Genomic DNA, 14,985 nt, shown 5'->3' with positions numbered 1-14,985 from the left:
GGGTATAAAACAATTGGCACTGGCTTATCAAGCACCCTGTTGAGTTCTCAAAGAACAACCACACACCGCCCGAAACCCCACACCGTGAGGCCCCGACCCGGGGCATTTCGTCCGCTACACCCGCCGCTCTCGCGCCGAGCACTTTTACTACGTTACCTCACCGTCTTCGCCGTGTCAACCGGTGTATCCCGGTGTGTAGCGGTTCGTACGACTTGGCACCCGCGACCGCGCACAGCGGCGTACCGCTGCGGTTGATCATCGGATTTGGCAGACCGGCCGCTCGCGGTCTCCCGCATGCTCGCCCGGCTTCCTGCCGCTCGGTTACGTTACCCGGTCGGTTCCGCTCGTCCAAATCCGCCTCGCGGCGTTTCCGGCGAGCCCCGCCCGGACCGGCCCACCGGGCTGAGCCCGCCGGTCCGTACCAGTTAGGAGCGGTACGCCCAGGATTTTCGTCCCGTTTGCCCCGTTCCGCGCTGGCAGAGAGAAAGTTACGCGTCCGCGCGATTGATCGTCAAATCCGCGCGACGCGTCCCGCGTCACATGCCATCGCCGCCCGAGCGCCCGCGCCGGCGCAGCGCCAACCAGCCACGCACGCCGAGCACCCCGACGACGGTCCCGACAGCCAGCGACGCGGCGATAAGCAGCGCGTGCACCCAGAGGAACGCCGTCGGCGATCCCTCTCCGACGACGCCGGTCGCCCAGGCGCGCGGGTCGTTCCAGATCGCCAGCGCGAACCGGGGCCAGATCACCCAGGTCCAGACGCCCACCCCGACCAGGAACAACGACCAACCACGCGACAACACCATGGTGGGCGAGTATGCCAGCGCCGCGACGAAGCGACCCCCGGACCACCAGCGGCCCCCCACGAGCGGCCACGGAGCACTACGGTGGGAGCCATGGTCCGGCCGGTACTGCCCGCACCGGAGGCTCCCGCCAGCCTCCCGCGTGGCCTCGTGCCGTCCCCGATCCGCTCCGGTGACGGCCGGGAGCGGACCCTCGACGTTCTCCGTGCCGGTGGGCTGCGGTTCCGCGCCGGCGCGCGATGGCGGCTCGCACTCTGACGAGCTGCTTCCACCGACCCTGACGGGCGCCCTCGCCCCGGGTCGATCGCGCGCGTGCGCGTCCCGCCTCAACCCACGGCACGAAAGGCCTACCACCATGTCCTCAGCACGGATGCTCACCGGGGACCGCCCGACCGGGCGGCTGCACCTCGGCCACTACGTCGGCAGCATCGCCAACCGGGTGGCGCTGCACCAGCGGTACGACAGCTACTTCATCATCGCCGACCTGCACATGCTGACTACCCGCAACAGCCGGGACGACATCGCCCAGGCGGCCGGTAACGCGCGGGAGATGGTCACCGACATCCTGGCCTGCGGCGTGGACCCGGCTCGGGCGACGTTCTACCTGCAGTCGGCCATCCCCGAAGTCGGTGACCTGAACACCCTGTTCCAGAACCTGGTGACCGTGCCGCGGCTGGAACGGGTCCCGTCGCTGCGCGAGATGGCCCGGGACGCCGGCCGGACGGAGATGCCGTACGGGCTGCTCGGCTACCCCGTGCTGCAGGCCGCCGACATTCTCTGCGTACGCGGGCAGGTGGTGCCGGTCGGGAAGGACAACGCGGCGCACGTCGAGGTGACCCGGGAGATCGCCCGTCGCTTCAACCACCTCTACGGCGAGGTCTTCCCGGTGCCGGAGACCGTCGTCTCGGACACGCCGGTCCTGGTTGGCACGGACGGCCAGGGCAAGATGAGCAAGAGCAGGGGCAACGCGATCGCGCTCTCCGACGATCCGGCCACCGTCCGGCGCAAGGTGATGGCGATGTACACCGACCCGAACCGGGTCCGCGCCAACGTGCCGGGGACCGTCGAGGGCAACCCGGTCTTCGCGTACCACCGGGTGTTCAACCCGGACCGGGACCAGGTCGACGGGTTCGCGGCGCGCTACCGGGCCGGCCGCGTCGGCGACGTCGAGGTCAAGGCCGCGCTGGCGGACGCGCTCAACCGGTTCCTCGACCCGATCCGGGAGCGCCGGGCCGCGATCGAGGCCGAACCGGGGCTGGTGGACCGGCTGATCGTCGAGGGCACCGAACGGACCCGCGACGAGGTCCGCCGCACGCTGGTGGAGGTCCGCCGGGCGATGGGGCTGACCGGGACGTACCAGCAGGTCCGCCGCCGGGCCGCCCGAGCCGCCGTGACCGGTCGGGGGTGAGCGGTCAGCCCCCGGCCTGCCAGGTCTGCACCTCGACCAGGTTGCCCTCCGGGTCACGCAGGTAGGCCGAGCGGACGCCCCAGCCGGGCCGGTCGGCGGGCGCGGCGACCACCGCGTCCGCCGGCTGGCCGGCGACCAGCTCGTCCACGTCGGACACCGGCAGGACCAGCATCACCCCGCCGCCGGTGCCGACCGGCACGGCGGCCTCGGCGGCCCGCCGGCCGAGGATGGCCAGCACCGTCTCACCGCCCTGGTCGAAGCTGGCGTACTCGAACTCGGGCACCAGCCGCTCCGGGTCGGCGCCCAGCAGACCGGCGTAGAACCGCACGGTACGCGGGAAGTCGTCGGCAACCACGCGGGCATGCATCGCCATGCCGCTCACCGTAGCCGGGCCCGGCCGGGGGCGCCGCCGGGAGGAAACGCCCGCACGCGAACCGCTCGATCGCCCGCGGTGGACGGGTGCGGCGCCGCCATAGGGTTGCCTCGCATCGCTCGAACCGAACCCTCTAGGAGCCCGTGGTGACGACGACCAGACACACCGTCCTGCTGGACGGGACCGGCCCGGTGGACCTCATCGAGACCGGTTCTCCGGACGGGCGCCCCGTCCTGCTGCTGCACGGCGGGGCCGGCCCGCAGTCGATGGAGGCGCTCGTCGCGCTGCTCGCCGACGAACCCGGCGTACGGGTGGTCGCCCCGATCCACCCCGGATTCGGCGGCACGCCCCGCCCGGAGACGGTGTCCTCGGTCGGCGACCTGGCCCGGCTGTACGCCGCGCTGCTCGACCAGCTCGACCTGCGGGACGTCACGCTGGTCGGCAACTCGGTCGGCGGCTGGGTCGCCGCCGAGCTGGCGCTGCTCGGCTCGCCCCGGATCGGCCGGCTGGTGCTGATCGACGCGGTCGGCATCGACGTCCCCGGGCACCCGGTCGCCGACTTCTTCAACCTGACCATGGACGAGGTCTTCGACCGCAGCTTCCACGACCCGACGGCGTTCCGGTTCGACCCGGCCGGCCTGCCGCCCGCGGCGCAGGCCGTCGCGGCCGGCAACCGGGCGGCCCTGGCCGCGTACGCCGGGGGTGGGATGAGCGACCCCGGTCTGCGCCCGCGGCTCGGCGCCCTGACCCTGCCGGTGCTGGTGCTCTGGGGCGAGAGCGACGAGGTCGTCGACCAGGACTACGGGCGCGCCTACGCCGAGGCCGTCCCCACGGCCCGGTTCGAGCTGCTGCCCCGGACCGGGCACCTGCCCCAGATGGAGACTCCGGAGCTGGCCCTGGCCGCACTCCGGACCGTGCTCGACCCGGCCGACCGCTGAGTGAAGCGGTTCAGTCGACCGCCCCTCATCGACTGAACCGCGTCCCACCATCCGGTCATATCGATCGCAGCAGGCGACGTCATGGGCACCCTGAGCAGGGAAAACCACGATGGACGTCGGCTGGGCTCGAATAACGCGAAGGTTCAACGCTTGACGTCGATGTAATAAACCGTTTCAGTGGAACCGCTGCGGCGACGGCCAGGCTCGGCGTGTTGCCGGCACCGATCAGGCTGCCGCCGGCCCCGGCGGCGCATCCGCGGGAGGTTCCCTGATGACACTGCGCAGACGCTGGACGAGCGTCGCCGCCACCGTCGCGACGGTGGCGGCGATCGCCGTTCCCGGCGTACCGGCGGTCGCGGCGGCGGAGGGACGGCCGGTCGCGGCCGGCCACCGGCCGGGCGACTCGGCGTTCGTGGTCCGCGACGGCACCCGGCTGACCCTCGCCGGCAAGCCGTTCCGGTTCGCCGGCCCCAACGAGTACTGGCTCGGCCTGGACGAGAACGTCGGCGGGCTCGAGCCGACCGACCCGCCGGCCGTCGACCACCCCGCCTACTTCCGGATCCGGGACGGGCTGACCACCGCCAAGGCGATGGGTTCCACGGTGATCCGGGCGCACACCCTCGGCGTGTCCACCGGCCACCCGAAGTCGCTCGAACCCACGCTCGGCCAGTTCAACCCGGCCGCGTTCGACAGCATCGACTACGCGGTCGCCGAGGCCGGCCGGCTCGGGATCAAGCTGATCATCCCGCTCACCGACAACTGGCAGTACTACCACGGCGGCCGGTACGACTTCCTGCGCTGGCTGGGGCTGAGCACCGACAACGACGGCGCGCTGTTCTACACCGACCCGAAGGCGCGCGCGGCGTTCAAGCAGTACATCGCGCAGCTGCTCAACCACCGCAACCGCTACACCGGGCTGCGCTACACCGACGACCCGACGATCATGGCCTGGGAGCTCGGCAACGAGCTCAACGGGATGACCGCCGACTGGGTCGACGACACCGCCGGCTACGTCGAGGGCCTGGCTCCCCGGCAGCTGGTCGCGGCCGGCAGCCAGGGCGGCACCGATCCCGCCGTTCTCGCCTCGCCGCACGTCGACATCAGCGACTCTCACTACTACCCGCCGACCGCCGAGCGGATCGCCGCCGACGCCGCCGCGGCGACCGCGGCCGGCAAGGTCTACATCGCCGGCGAGTACGGCTCCGGGCAGGCCACCGACGAGCTGCTCAACCAGGTGGCGGCGAACCCGGACGTCAGCGGCGCGCTGTTCTGGTCGCTGTTCCCGCACCACGACCACCACGGTTTCGTGCCGCACGGCGACGGCTTCACCGTGCACTACCCCGGCGACACCCCGGCCATGCGGGAGGTTGTCGGCGCGCTCACCCGGTTCGCCGCGCGGATGTCCGGCCGGCCGGTCCGGCCGGTGACCGGCGACCGGCCGCTGCTGACCGCGGTCGACGCCACCTTCGGCATCAACACCCTGCGCTGGCGCGGCACCGCCGGCGCCGCCGGTTACCTGGTGCAGCGACGCTCCCCGGGCGGCACCTGGGTCACGGTCAGCGGGGCGTCGCCGCTGAGCGACAACGACACCCCCTGGTTCGACCTGACCACCCCGGCCGGCCCGGTCAGCTACCGGGTGGTGGCCGTCGACGCCGGCGGCGCCGCCCGCGCGATCTCCGCGCCGGTCGGCACCGACCCGCGGCACGACCAGCTGGTCGACCCGCTGGAGGACTGGTTCGTCGCCGCCGGCCACAGCGACTCGCTGCGGCGTACCCCGTCCGGTGCCGGCGTGCTGGTGGCGCCGGAACGCGGCCAGCCGGGCGAGCTGCGCTACCGGCGGGACGGCATCACCGCCGCGACCATCACGGTCGCGTCGACCGGTCGCCCCGCTGCCGTGGTCGAGGTCTCCGCCGACGGTACGACCGGCTGGCGCGCGGTGCGGCCCCGGCTCGACCGAGCCGGCCACGGCCGGTACACGCTCACCGTCTCCGGACTGTCCGGGGTGGACGGGCTGCGGGTGGTCTGGCCGCGCAACGCGCGCTTCGGCGTCGCGTCGGTGGCGCTGACCGCCGCGTCGGACTCGGTCGCGGACGCCGCGCCGGGCGCCTTCGCGCTGACCGCACCGGCTCCCGGCTCCACCGACGTGAGCCGGCTGGCGGCGCTGGACTGGTCCGCCGCGCCCGGTGCGGCGTACTACACCCTGACGGTGTCCGAGCACGCCGACTTCAGCGCGCCGCTGGTGTCGGTGTCCGGCCTGCGCACGCCCGGGTTCACCCCGACCACGGCCTGGCCGGCCGCGGCCACCCTGTACGTGCGGATCACCGCCACCAACGGGTACGGCTCGACCACGGCGACCGGATCGTTCGTCACCCGGGCCGACCTGCCCGGCGTGGTGATCGACGACTTCGACACGTACCCGTCGGACGCCGCGCTGGCGGCCGCCTACTCGCGCAACGTGGGCGGCGACCCGATCGCGCCGACCCTGGCCCCGGCCGGGGAGGGCAGCGGACACAGCATGCTGCTCAGCTACGCCCTCGGCTCCAGCGGATACGCCGGGGTCATCCACAACCTGCCCACGCCGCAGGACTGGCGGGGCACCACCGGGCTGCGGATGTGGGTCAAGCCGGGGGCGGACGGGCAGCAGCTCACCATCCAGTTCGTCTCCGCCGGCTACTACTGGGAGAAGACGGTGACGTTCACCGGGACCGAGGCGCGGGTGCTGGAGATCCCGTACAGCGACTTCGCCCCGCCGCCGTGGGCGACGCCCGGCCCGCTGGACCTGAGCTCGGCCACCCAGCTGTCCCTCTACCCGGGCGGCACCACCGGCCCGGCCACCCTGCAGATCGACTCCCTCACCGCGTACGCCCGGTAGGGGACTGATCGGGTGCGGCCGCCGAGCGCGGCCGCACCCGGCGGGGGCGAGACGGCGCCCCGGACCCAGCGGGTCAGCGGGGTGCCGCCGGGTCGACGGGCTCGGCCACGTCGCGTAGCCGTCGGGCGGACAGCGCGGCGTGCAGGGTCAGGATGCCGCGGGCCGAGGTGGGCGAATGACCGGTGAGCTCGGCAATCCGACTCAGCCGCAGCTGGAGGGTCCGGCGGTGCAGGAAGAGCGCGCCGGCCGACCGGGTCCGGTCGAAGTCGGCGGCCACGAACGTCTCCAGGGTGGTGAGCAGATGGGGATGGCGATCGAGCGGGTCGAGCGCGGCCGCGAGTTGGTCGAGCCCGTCCGGGTCCCGGGCGAGGGCCGCCTCGACCAGGACGTCACCGCTGTGGTGCACCCGTCCGGGCCGACCCGCCGCACCCGCCAGCCGCGCCACCCGGGTCGCCTCCTGCCGGGCGCGCGGCACCTCAGCGGGGCCGACGGCCCAGGCCATGCCGATGCGGGCGCCGGCGCCCGGTCCGATCCAGCCGGCTACGAACGCCTCGACCAGCGCGCCGACCCGGACGCGTTCGTCCGGGTCCGCCCCGCGTGCCGATACGAGCAGCACGTCCCCGTCGGGCGTCGCCAGCGACAGAATCCCCGGCTCTCCCGGATCACCGCGCCCGCCGCCCGGCAGGATCACGGCGACGCCGAAGGCGGGCGGCAGGGTGAACCGGGCCGGCACGGCCAACGGCCGGGGATCCCTGCCGCAGATCAGTGCCTCGGCGAGCAACGTCCGCGCCGTCGCCCGGTCGCCGTCCTGCGCCAGCCGCCGGCAGTACGCCTCGGCCCCGGTCCGCCGGACGGACTCGAAGTTCCGATGGACCCAGGAGGTCAGGGCCAGCATGTCCTCGGTCGCGTCGTCCCCGGCACACGCCCAGAACGTACGCAGGCTGGCGCTGACCGACGTCCGGACGCTCTGGTCGACGATCTTTATCGGGATGCCCAACCGGGCACTCATGTCGTACTGGCGGGCGACCATGTCGAGGTCGCCCGGCGTCCAGGGCGCCCCGTCGGCGGCGAGCGTGAGTTGGTGCACCAGCATCGCGCGGGTCGCGTCCAGGGTGGCGGTACGAAACTCGGCGGGTACCGCGGCGAACGTCCACCGGCTCTGTTGGATCGCGGCGCCGATGGCGGCGTTGGCCTCGTCCACCCGTGGCACGAGTCTGCGTAGCAGGGCACGACTGACCAGGTCGGTGGGGGGCACGGCGGCTCCTTCATACGCGAACGTCGGGATACCCGGGTGTCACCGGCCACTCACAGTCTCGACCACCCGCCAGGTGCCGGAGAAGAGAGCCGAGCGACGTGAAAGCCCGACGAAAGCCGGCAGCTGACGACGGTGGCGGTTGCGGGCCGGGCAACGTCCGGAGAGGATCAATCCGTGCGGGGTGGAGACGCCTTCCCGCCCGTGGCCGCCGACCGGCACGCCCGGGTGCTCGGCGACGTACGTGCCGTCGGGGGTGGTCGGTCGGTGCCGCTCACCGGTGAGAGCCGCCGGCTGCTGTTCGGCCTGCTTGCCCTGCACAGCCCCGAGCCCGTACCGGTGCAGCGAATCGTGGACGCGCTCTGGCCCGAGCCGCCGCGTCGGGCCCGGACCGCCGTTCAGGTGCAGGTGCACCGCCTGAGGCGGGCCCTGGCTGAGGTCGACGGTTCGTCCGCCTGGATCCACACCGCCGGGGACGGCTACGCCCTCGCCGGCCACCACCTCCAGGTCGACGTGGCGACCTTCCGCCAGCAGCTCCGGGACGGGCTGCGCCTGCTCTCAGCGGGCCACACCGGAGCGGGACTGGCCCACCTGCGGCACGCCGATGCCGGCTGGCACGGTGAGCCCTTCGGATCTGCGGATCGGCACACCCGGGACTGGCCCGAGGTGCGCGCGCTCATCGAGGAACGGTGGCACGGGCTGGAGGCGATGTTCGCGGCAGAACTCACCATCGGAAGGGACGCCGAGCTGGTCTCGGGGCTGAGAGCGGCGGTAACCCGGTTCCCGGAGCGGGAACGCCTACACGAGCTCCTCATCACCTGCCTCTACCGGGCCGGACGCCAGTTGGCCGCGACCAACGCGTTCCGCGCGTACCGGTCCTGGACGGTCGACACCCTCGGGCTGGAGCCCGGGCCGTCGATCCAGGCCCTGCACCAGGCGGTCCTGCGCCACGACCCGGCGCTGATCGGCCCCGCCCGCGAGCGGGTGGCCGTCACCGAGCGCACGGCCGGCCCGGAGGTGGGGCGGGAGGCGTCCGGAACCCTGCTGCGGGCCGCCGACTTCGCCGAACGGATGGGTGGCCACGGGCAGGTCGCCGAGTGCCTGGGCCTGATCCTGCGGGGCATGTCCGGCAGCGACCCCCGGCGCCCGTCGCTGCTGCTGCGGCTCGGCCACGCGCGGATGAAGGACACCGGAACGGGCGCCGACGAGGCGACCGAGGCGCTCCGACTCTTCACCGATCGGCTCGACCACGCCGGGATCGCGGGGGCGGAGATCCTGCACGCCAACATCGCCTGGTGCCGGCGGGACCGCCCCGCCAGTGTCGCCGCGCTGCACCGGGCCCGGGCGGCCATGGCGCGCACCTCAGCCGAGGTGGTGCCGGCCCTCACGGCGTCCCTCGTGGGGTTGCTCGCCGTCACCGGTCAGCCCGTCGAGGCGGCGCGGATCGCCGGTCGGCGACTCGCACCGGACGCGCAGGCGCTGCCGGAGCAGTGCCGGGCCCGCCTGCACGGCAACCGGGCGATCGCCCGGCTCAGCCTTGGCGACGGGGGCGCGGCGGACGACCTCCGCGCCGCCGTCGCCGGCCACGAGCGGAGCATGGGTTGGGTGCCGGTACCGACCTGGGTGAATGTGATGGATGCCGCGATGGCGTTGGGTGACCTGCGCGGTTTCGGTGACGCGCTCGACCGCGCCCTCGCGGTGGCCCGGCCCCGCGGATCACGGCTGGACCTCCGATACCTGGACGCGAGCCGCGCCTGGCGCGCGCTGTGGTGCGGCGACACCGAAGGCGCTTCGGCACGGGTCGACCGCTGGTTGGCCGACGACTCTTCCCACTTCCTCCAGGACGACGTCCTGTGCCTGCACGCCCGACTCCGGCTGTTGCGCGGCGATCAGCGCGGGGCCTCTCGGGTGATCGAACGGTTACTCCGGTCGGCGGGTGAGGCAACCACCAGGAGCATCTCCGTCAGCCGGCCGTTGCTCGCCGCGAGCCTGGCCGTCCGCCGCGGTGAGCGGGACCAGGCGACCGGCCTGATCGAAGAGGGGCTGGCCTCGCTCGACGGTGGTTTCCTCCCCGCCGGGTTGGGCGTCGAGCTGCCGCGCGCACTCGCCGCCTGCGGGATGGGCCGGAGCGTTCTGGCCGCCGCCGCAGACAGCCCGTGGCGGGAGGCGGCCCAGCGTTACCTGGACGGCGACCGGCCGGGGGCGGCCCGGATCTACCGGTCCATCTCGTCCATGGTCGACGCCGAGGGTTGCCTGACCGACGTCTCCCGACCCGGGTAGGCGTCACCGTCCACGTCCTTGTCGTACTCCTCCCGGTGGGCGGCAAGGACCGAACGTCCGCTCGCGCTCCACGTCGATCGGGACGTCAACGCCGGAGGCCAGCGGCCCACCAGGTGTTCGCGCAGCTGCCCGGGTCGGCGCGAAGTTCGGCCAGGCGCACGGCGGCGTACAACTGTCGGACGGTGACCTCGGAGCGGATCCGCTCCGAACCGACCTCACGTTGGACGCTCCGCCGCAGGTCGGCAACCTTCAGCAGATAACGGGTCGGTTGGCCAAGCAGGCACCCGGCCTCGGCGAGATACCAGTTCTCGACGAGCGGGACAGGCGCCGGGGATGCCGCCGATGTCGGCCCGGTCATCGGCGCCTGCTGCAGCCGGTCGAGCGCGCCGGTCAGAGTCCCGGTCAGGGCCTGCTGGTCGGCACCACCGCACCCAGCGGTGGTGCTCACCAGGATCGCGGCCTCGAAGAGCCGATCGCTCGTCCAGGTGCGCAGATCGGGCGTGGTGGCGTAATCGGCCCGAAGGTCGGACACCCGTGGCAGGCAGAGCCCGGGATGCGCCGCCGTGAGGTAACCCACCGGGATGGCGTCGGCCGGCTGTTCGACGAGGGCCCGGGCCACCGCCTCAGCGGTGGGGAGTTGACGGTGGTCAAGGGCCAGTGCCAGCACAGCCCGGGTTCCCAGGTCGAGTGGGGCGTCCCAGCTGACCGGCCCTGGCGCTGACCGGCCGAGCCGGCGCAGGAGATCGACGGCGAGGGCTGTGTCCAGGGGATCCCCGTCGGCCACGGCGTCCGGGAGCCGGGATTCGGACCGTACGACCCGCTCCAGGTTGTCCACCTGCACCGGAGGCAGGAGGTACCGGCCACCTGCGCCGGTGATGGCATCAGCGACGATCACCACTGCCGACTGACCTAGTAGGCCACCCCGCCGGTGTTCCGGGCCGCCGAGCATCGCGAGGATGTCGGCCGCTCCGTCCAGGAAGGCATTGGAGTCCACCACGCCGACGGCGGCCAGCGGAGACAGGTCGGCTGCCCAGGCGACCCGGTTCCCCGGCTGGAAACCCGTGCCGGTCTCCGCCAGCCGGCGCCGGGCCGCGACGGCCGCCGCCGTGGGTACCCGGCAGACCTGGCCGGCGGCCGCGGCCATCGCGGCGGCCGTTGTGCTCGCCGGCAGCGTCCTGGCCGACGCGCACGGGAGCCGGATGGCGGCCCGCCGCACCAGGTCCGGCAGGTCGGCCAGGTCCGGATCATCCGGTGCCGCATCGTGGAGCGCGGCGGCCAGCCGGCCGGCGACCATCACCCGGCGGGCGTCCTCGGGACGCCCCGGCGGTGCCGTAAGCATCGTTCGCACCCAGCGCAGGGCAGGGCCGAGGCGGGCGGCGGGCAACCGGTCCAGGGTGCCGAGCACGCCCAGCGCCCGGACCAGTGCGAGCCAGCGGATACCGTCCGCGTCCGTCGCGGGCCACCAAGCGACCATCAGCGTGGTCGCCCGGTCTCGCCCGGCCGCCGGAAGTATCCCTGCGGTGGCCAGCAGCCGCACCGCATCGGCGTACAGGGTCGGGTCTGGATCAATCGGGCCGGTAACCTGCGGATGGAATCGCCCCGGGTAGGTGAGGTCTTCGACTCGCTGCGCCGCCTGCTCCCGCCAGTTGGTCGTCAACGCTACTGGGTCGGAGGGCGGCGGCGCCGGTGCGCACCCGACCGTCCCGGCAAGCAGCAGACCAACGATCACTGCGAGGAAGCCACGGCTTCCAAGCATGGTGGTCTCCTTTCGGGCACCCGGCGACTGGCCGGGGACGGGGCAGCAGCTGCCCGGGCCCCGGCCAGCGAAGCGGGCGACCGGTCAATTGCGGGAGTTGACATCCAACGTGCTGCTCAACCGGTACGTGGTGTTGGTCGAGGCGTATTCGATCGTGCTGTTACTGACGTGTTCGATTCTCGCTACCCGAATTCCGTGCGCCAATGAGATGGTGGAGTAACGCGTCATCTGGTTGGTGGGCACCGGGTACGCGCGGGTCATGGCCAGCCTCACTTCGGAGCTGGCAGTGGTATCGCCTTGCTCGACCGTGCCGCTCACCGGTCCCCAGCCCACCTGCAGGGTGACACCAAACGTGTCCAGCGCCTTGAACGTCTCGTTCAACCGCATCCTCTGGTACCGCGCACCGGAGACATCGAACACCGCGCTTTGCGAATCAATCCGGATGTCGGGCCTGTTGGGCGGGGGAAGCCCGCCGGCGAGGAGGGGTGCATACCGCACGGTCGTCACCTGACGGGCGCCCTGACTACCCAACGACGCATCCGGGCTGTTGCTCTCCCATGCCTCATGGGTTCGCGTACAGGTGCCACCAACGGCCGAAGTGCACTGGACCGGGTTGGCCTGCGTACGGCTTTCGCTCTTCGGGAAGCCGCTCGCGCTCCTGGCCCCGTCGGAGATATCCACCGTGCAGTCGTACTTTCCGTCGTGGTTGAAGTCTGCGTTGATCTTGACGGTCCGCCAGTCCCCCCATGTACCTTCCGAGTCCTTGAACCATTTGTAACCGGCAAGCACGCCGAAGTCGGTGCCCGACCACCACTCTGGGTAGAGGACCCGGAAGAGACCGTCGTTCGCCGTGTCCGGCGACGATCCAACTGAGAACTCGGGGTAACTGTTCACCGCGGCCGTGGTGGTCCAGGACACCTTGCTGGCGCTCTTGTCGGTGCTGCGTACCCACACCTGCCTGAGCCGCTGGTAAGCCTCGTAAGGTTCACGTACCACGTCGTACTCGGCGCGCATCTCGACGATGCCGGTGGCGGTGGTGCAGACCTTGCCGAGGTCCTTCTGGACGGTGGCTGTCACCGCGCTCGCCGGTGTCGCCGGCACCACCAGGGCCGCGGTGGCGAGTACGCAAGCAGTCAATCCAGCAAATGTCAATCGCCATCGGCTGCGGGCGGTCGTGACCGTAGTCATCCCTGTCATCGCTCTCCTTAGTCCGGGTGACCGCCCGATCCTGTCCAGCGCAGGCCGCCTTGTGACCACACCAGGTGGGTCGAGATCCGACCCTCACCTGCTCATCTGGACAGTAGAGGCCGGATCGCCGCGTCGGTCAGGCACCGCTGCTGACCAACATCGCTGACCTCATGCCGCGGCACCCGAGCATGGCCCTGGTCGGCCGACGGGCTCAACCGGGGAGCGCCTGGGTGATCCGGGCCGCCTGCCGGGCGAGGTGGTGCCGCTCGGCGAGGTTGGGCGCGGCCCGGGCGGCGTCGGCGTACAACCGGGCCGCGGTGCGCAGGTCGCCCGCCTTCTCGTGCAGGTAGGCCGCGGCGGCGGCGCGCCGGGGCAGCGCGGGATCCACGGCGGCCAGCGCCGCCAGGCCGGCCGCCGGGCCGTCGGCCTCGCCGATCGCGACGGCCCGGTTGAGGCGTACCACCGGGCTGGCGGTGATCCGGAGCAGCTCGTCGTACCAGCTGACGATCTGCACCCAGTCGGTCTCCTCGGCGCGCGGCGCGTCGGCGTGCAGGGCCGCGACGGCCGCCTGGGCCTGGAACTCGCCGAGCCGGTCGCGGGCCAGCGCCGCCTGCAGGACGGCGATCCCCTCGGTGATCAGGGCGGTGTCCCAGCGGGAGCGGTCCTGCTCGGCCAGCGGCACCAGGCTGCCGTCGGGCCTGGTCCGGGCCGGCCTCCTGGCGTGGTGCAGCAGCATCAACGCGAGCAGCCCCGCGGTCTCCTCGTCGTCGGTCGACGACGCCAGCTGCCGGGTGAGCCGGATCGCCTCGGCCGCCAGGTCGACGTCGCCGGTGTACCCCTCGTTGAACACCAGGTAGAGCACCCGCAGCACGGTCCCCAGGTCACCCGGCTCGTCGAAGCGCACGTCGCGGAGGGTGCGCTTGGCCCGGCTGATCCGCTGCGCCATGGTCGCCTCCGGCACCAGGTAGGCGCGGGCGATCTGCCGGGTGGTCAGGCCACCGACCGCGCGCAGTGTGAGGGCCACCGCAGCCGCCCGGGTCAGCGACGGGTGGGCGCACAGGAAGAACAGCCGCAAGGTGTCGTCCGTCGTGGCGGCGGGGCCGGGCGGTGGCTCGGCGGACGCCCGCAGCTCCCGGTCCCGCCGCGCCGTGTCGGAGCGGTGTGCGTCGAGGAACTTGCGCCAAGCCACCGTGACCAGCCACCCCAACGGGTCAGCGGGCGGGCCGTCCGGCCAGCTCGACGCGGCCTGGACCAGCGCCTCCTGCACGGCGTCCTCGGCCGTCGCGAAGTCCACCCCGCGACGGACGAGGACGCCGATCACCGCGGGCGTCAGCTCCCGCAGCAGCAGTTCGTCCATCGCCTGATCCGCCCGATGGGTGCGGTCACTCGGTGACGGTCGGTTGGGCGGTCAGGAAGGGCCGCACCTCGAGCCACTCGTGGATCGGCTTTCCACCCGCTCCGGGGGCGGCCGACAGCTCGCCGGCGAGCTCGAGCGCGCGGTCGTACGAGTCGACGTCGATGATCATCCAGCCGGCGATCAGGTCCTTGGTCTCGGCGAAGGGCCCGTCGGTCACCGGCGGGCGGCCCTCGCCGTCGTACCGGACGAAGGTGCCCTCGGGCGAGAGCGCCTGGCCGTCGACGTACTCGCCGGTGCCCTCCAGCCGGGCGGCGAAGTCGTTCATGTACCGGATGTGGTCCTCGACCTCCTGCGGCGTCCACTGGTCCATCGGCACGTCGTTGACCGCCTCGGGGGCACCCCGGTAGTGCTTGAGCAACAGGTACTTCACGCTGTCTCCTCGGTCGGCGCGGCCCGGTGGCCGCGGCTGAACCTGGGACGGAGCCGGCCGGCCGGTCTCGACATCCTCGCCCCGGCGTTCTCGAGAAATTCTGCCGTGACCCGGGTCTCCGTTCCGGGCGACGCCGCCGTCAGCGCCCGGCGGCGGTCACTGCCCGGCGGGTTCCGCGTGCCGGCGCAGGATCCTGGTGGCCGTACCGGTCAGCGGCCGGCCCGGTTCGGTGGCGTCGACCAGCCGCTGGTGGGCCGGGCCGGCCGGGACGTGGTCCAGGTTCATCAGCAGACCGACCGCCCGCTGGATCAGATCCCGGCTGCGCCGT

At 72.7% G+C, this 14,985-nt stretch carries 12 protein-coding genes; 4 read left to right on the top strand and 8 right to left on the bottom strand.

Annotation, left to right across the window (positions count from 1 at the left end; translation table 11 throughout):
- Window positions 1-536: 536 nt before the first annotated feature.
- Window positions 537-806, bottom strand: a complete 270-nt coding sequence (locus ACFY3U_RS23965; RefSeq protein ID WP_387205559.1) for an SCO4848 family membrane protein — start codon at window positions 804-806, stop codon at window positions 537-539.
- A gap of 352 nt (window positions 807-1,158) precedes the next feature.
- Here ACFY3U_RS23965 and trpS point away from each other — a divergent pair, with 352 nt between their 5' ends.
- Complete coding sequence (trpS, locus tag ACFY3U_RS23960) at window positions 1,159-2,211, top strand: tryptophan--tRNA ligase (protein ID WP_387205557.1); 1,053 nt, start codon at window positions 1,159-1,161, stop codon at window positions 2,209-2,211.
- Window positions 2,212-2,215: 4 nt separating this feature from the next.
- Here trpS and ACFY3U_RS23955 read toward each other — a convergent pair whose 3' ends face one another.
- On the bottom strand, window positions 2,216-2,584 hold the full coding sequence (locus tag ACFY3U_RS23955) for a VOC family protein (RefSeq protein WP_387205555.1): 369 nt from the start codon (window positions 2,582-2,584) through the stop codon (window positions 2,216-2,218).
- Between the two features lie 146 nt (window positions 2,585-2,730).
- Between ACFY3U_RS23955 and ACFY3U_RS23950 the strand changes: the two genes are divergently transcribed.
- Both ACFY3U_RS23950 and ACFY3U_RS23945 read left to right on the top strand, forming a co-directional pair.
- A complete protein-coding gene (locus ACFY3U_RS23950) occupies window positions 2,731-3,522 on the top strand; it encodes an alpha/beta fold hydrolase (protein WP_387205553.1) in 792 nt (263 codons plus the stop codon).
- A 271-nt stretch (window positions 3,523-3,793) separates the two neighbouring features.
- Window positions 3,794-6,394, top strand: coding sequence for a carbohydrate binding domain-containing protein (locus ACFY3U_RS23945; RefSeq protein ID WP_387205551.1), 2,601 nt, complete (start codon window positions 3,794-3,796; stop codon window positions 6,392-6,394).
- A 73-nt stretch (window positions 6,395-6,467) separates the two neighbouring features.
- Here ACFY3U_RS23945 and ACFY3U_RS23940 read toward each other — a convergent pair whose 3' ends face one another.
- On the bottom strand, window positions 6,468-7,649 hold the full coding sequence (locus ACFY3U_RS23940; protein ID WP_387205549.1) for a PucR family transcriptional regulator: 1,182 nt from the start codon (window positions 7,647-7,649) through the stop codon (window positions 6,468-6,470).
- A gap of 174 nt (window positions 7,650-7,823) precedes the next feature.
- On the opposite strand from ACFY3U_RS23940, the gene ACFY3U_RS23935 reads away from it, so the two are divergent.
- Window positions 7,824-9,926 (top strand): BTAD domain-containing putative transcriptional regulator, encoded by a 2,103-nt coding sequence (locus ACFY3U_RS23935; RefSeq protein ID WP_387205547.1) that lies wholly within the window; start codon window positions 7,824-7,826, stop codon window positions 9,924-9,926.
- 85 nt (window positions 9,927-10,011) lie between these two features.
- Here the strand turns inward: ACFY3U_RS23935 and ACFY3U_RS23930 are convergent, their stop codons facing one another.
- The 5 genes from ACFY3U_RS23930 to ACFY3U_RS23910 form a co-directional block, all read right to left on the bottom strand.
- Window positions 10,012-11,070 (bottom strand): hypothetical protein, encoded by a 1,059-nt coding sequence (locus ACFY3U_RS23930; RefSeq protein WP_387205545.1) that lies wholly within the window; start codon window positions 11,068-11,070, stop codon window positions 10,012-10,014.
- A 696-nt stretch (window positions 11,071-11,766) separates the two neighbouring features.
- On the bottom strand, window positions 11,767-12,879 hold the full coding sequence (locus ACFY3U_RS23925; RefSeq protein WP_387205543.1) for a hypothetical protein: 1,113 nt from the start codon (window positions 12,877-12,879) through the stop codon (window positions 11,767-11,769).
- A 202-nt stretch (window positions 12,880-13,081) separates the two neighbouring features.
- Window positions 13,082-14,227: an RNA polymerase sigma factor gene (locus ACFY3U_RS23920; protein ID WP_387205541.1), complete on the bottom strand. Its 1,146-nt coding sequence runs from the start codon at window positions 14,225-14,227 to the stop codon at window positions 13,082-13,084.
- Window positions 14,228-14,252: 25 nt separating this feature from the next.
- On the bottom strand, window positions 14,253-14,657 hold the full coding sequence (locus ACFY3U_RS23915) for a YciI family protein (protein ID WP_387205539.1): 405 nt from the start codon (window positions 14,655-14,657) through the stop codon (window positions 14,253-14,255).
- A gap of 156 nt (window positions 14,658-14,813) precedes the next feature.
- Window positions 14,814-14,942, bottom strand: coding sequence for a hypothetical protein (locus ACFY3U_RS23910; protein WP_387205537.1), 129 nt, complete (start codon window positions 14,940-14,942; stop codon window positions 14,814-14,816).
- Window positions 14,943-14,985 lie beyond the last annotated feature (43 nt).

It is taken from the genome of Micromonospora sp. NPDC000089 (assembly GCF_042899365.1).
Classification (GTDB): domain Bacteria; phylum Actinomycetota; class Actinomycetes; order Mycobacteriales; family Micromonosporaceae; genus Micromonospora.
The sequence above is the reverse complement of the archived record's forward strand: the minus strand, read 5'-3'. Positions and strand labels throughout refer to the sequence as shown.

Coding starts and splice junctions, on each gene's coding strand:
- ACFY3U_RS23910 (WP_387205537.1), bottom strand. CDS start 14,942: ATGAACCTGGACCACGTCCCGGCCGGCCCGGCCCACCAGCGGCTGGTC.
- trpS (WP_387205557.1), top strand. CDS start 1,159: ATGTCCTCAGCACGGATGCTCACCGGGGACCGCCCGACCGGGCGGCTG.
- ACFY3U_RS23955 (WP_387205555.1), bottom strand. CDS start 2,584: ATGGCGATGCATGCCCGCGTGGTTGCCGACGACTTCCCGCGTACCGTG.
- ACFY3U_RS23930 (WP_387205545.1), bottom strand. CDS start 11,070: ATGGCCGCGGCCGCCGGCCAGGTCTGCCGGGTACCCACGGCGGCGGCC.
- ACFY3U_RS23925 (WP_387205543.1), bottom strand. CDS start 12,879: ATGACAGGGATGACTACGGTCACGACCGCCCGCAGCCGATGGCGATTG.
- ACFY3U_RS23965 (WP_387205559.1), bottom strand. CDS start 806: ATGGTGTTGTCGCGTGGTTGGTCGTTGTTCCTGGTCGGGGTGGGCGTC.
- ACFY3U_RS23945 (WP_387205551.1), top strand. CDS start 3,794: ATGACACTGCGCAGACGCTGGACGAGCGTCGCCGCCACCGTCGCGACG.
- ACFY3U_RS23920 (WP_387205541.1), bottom strand. CDS start 14,227: ATGGACGAACTGCTGCTGCGGGAGCTGACGCCCGCGGTGATCGGCGTC.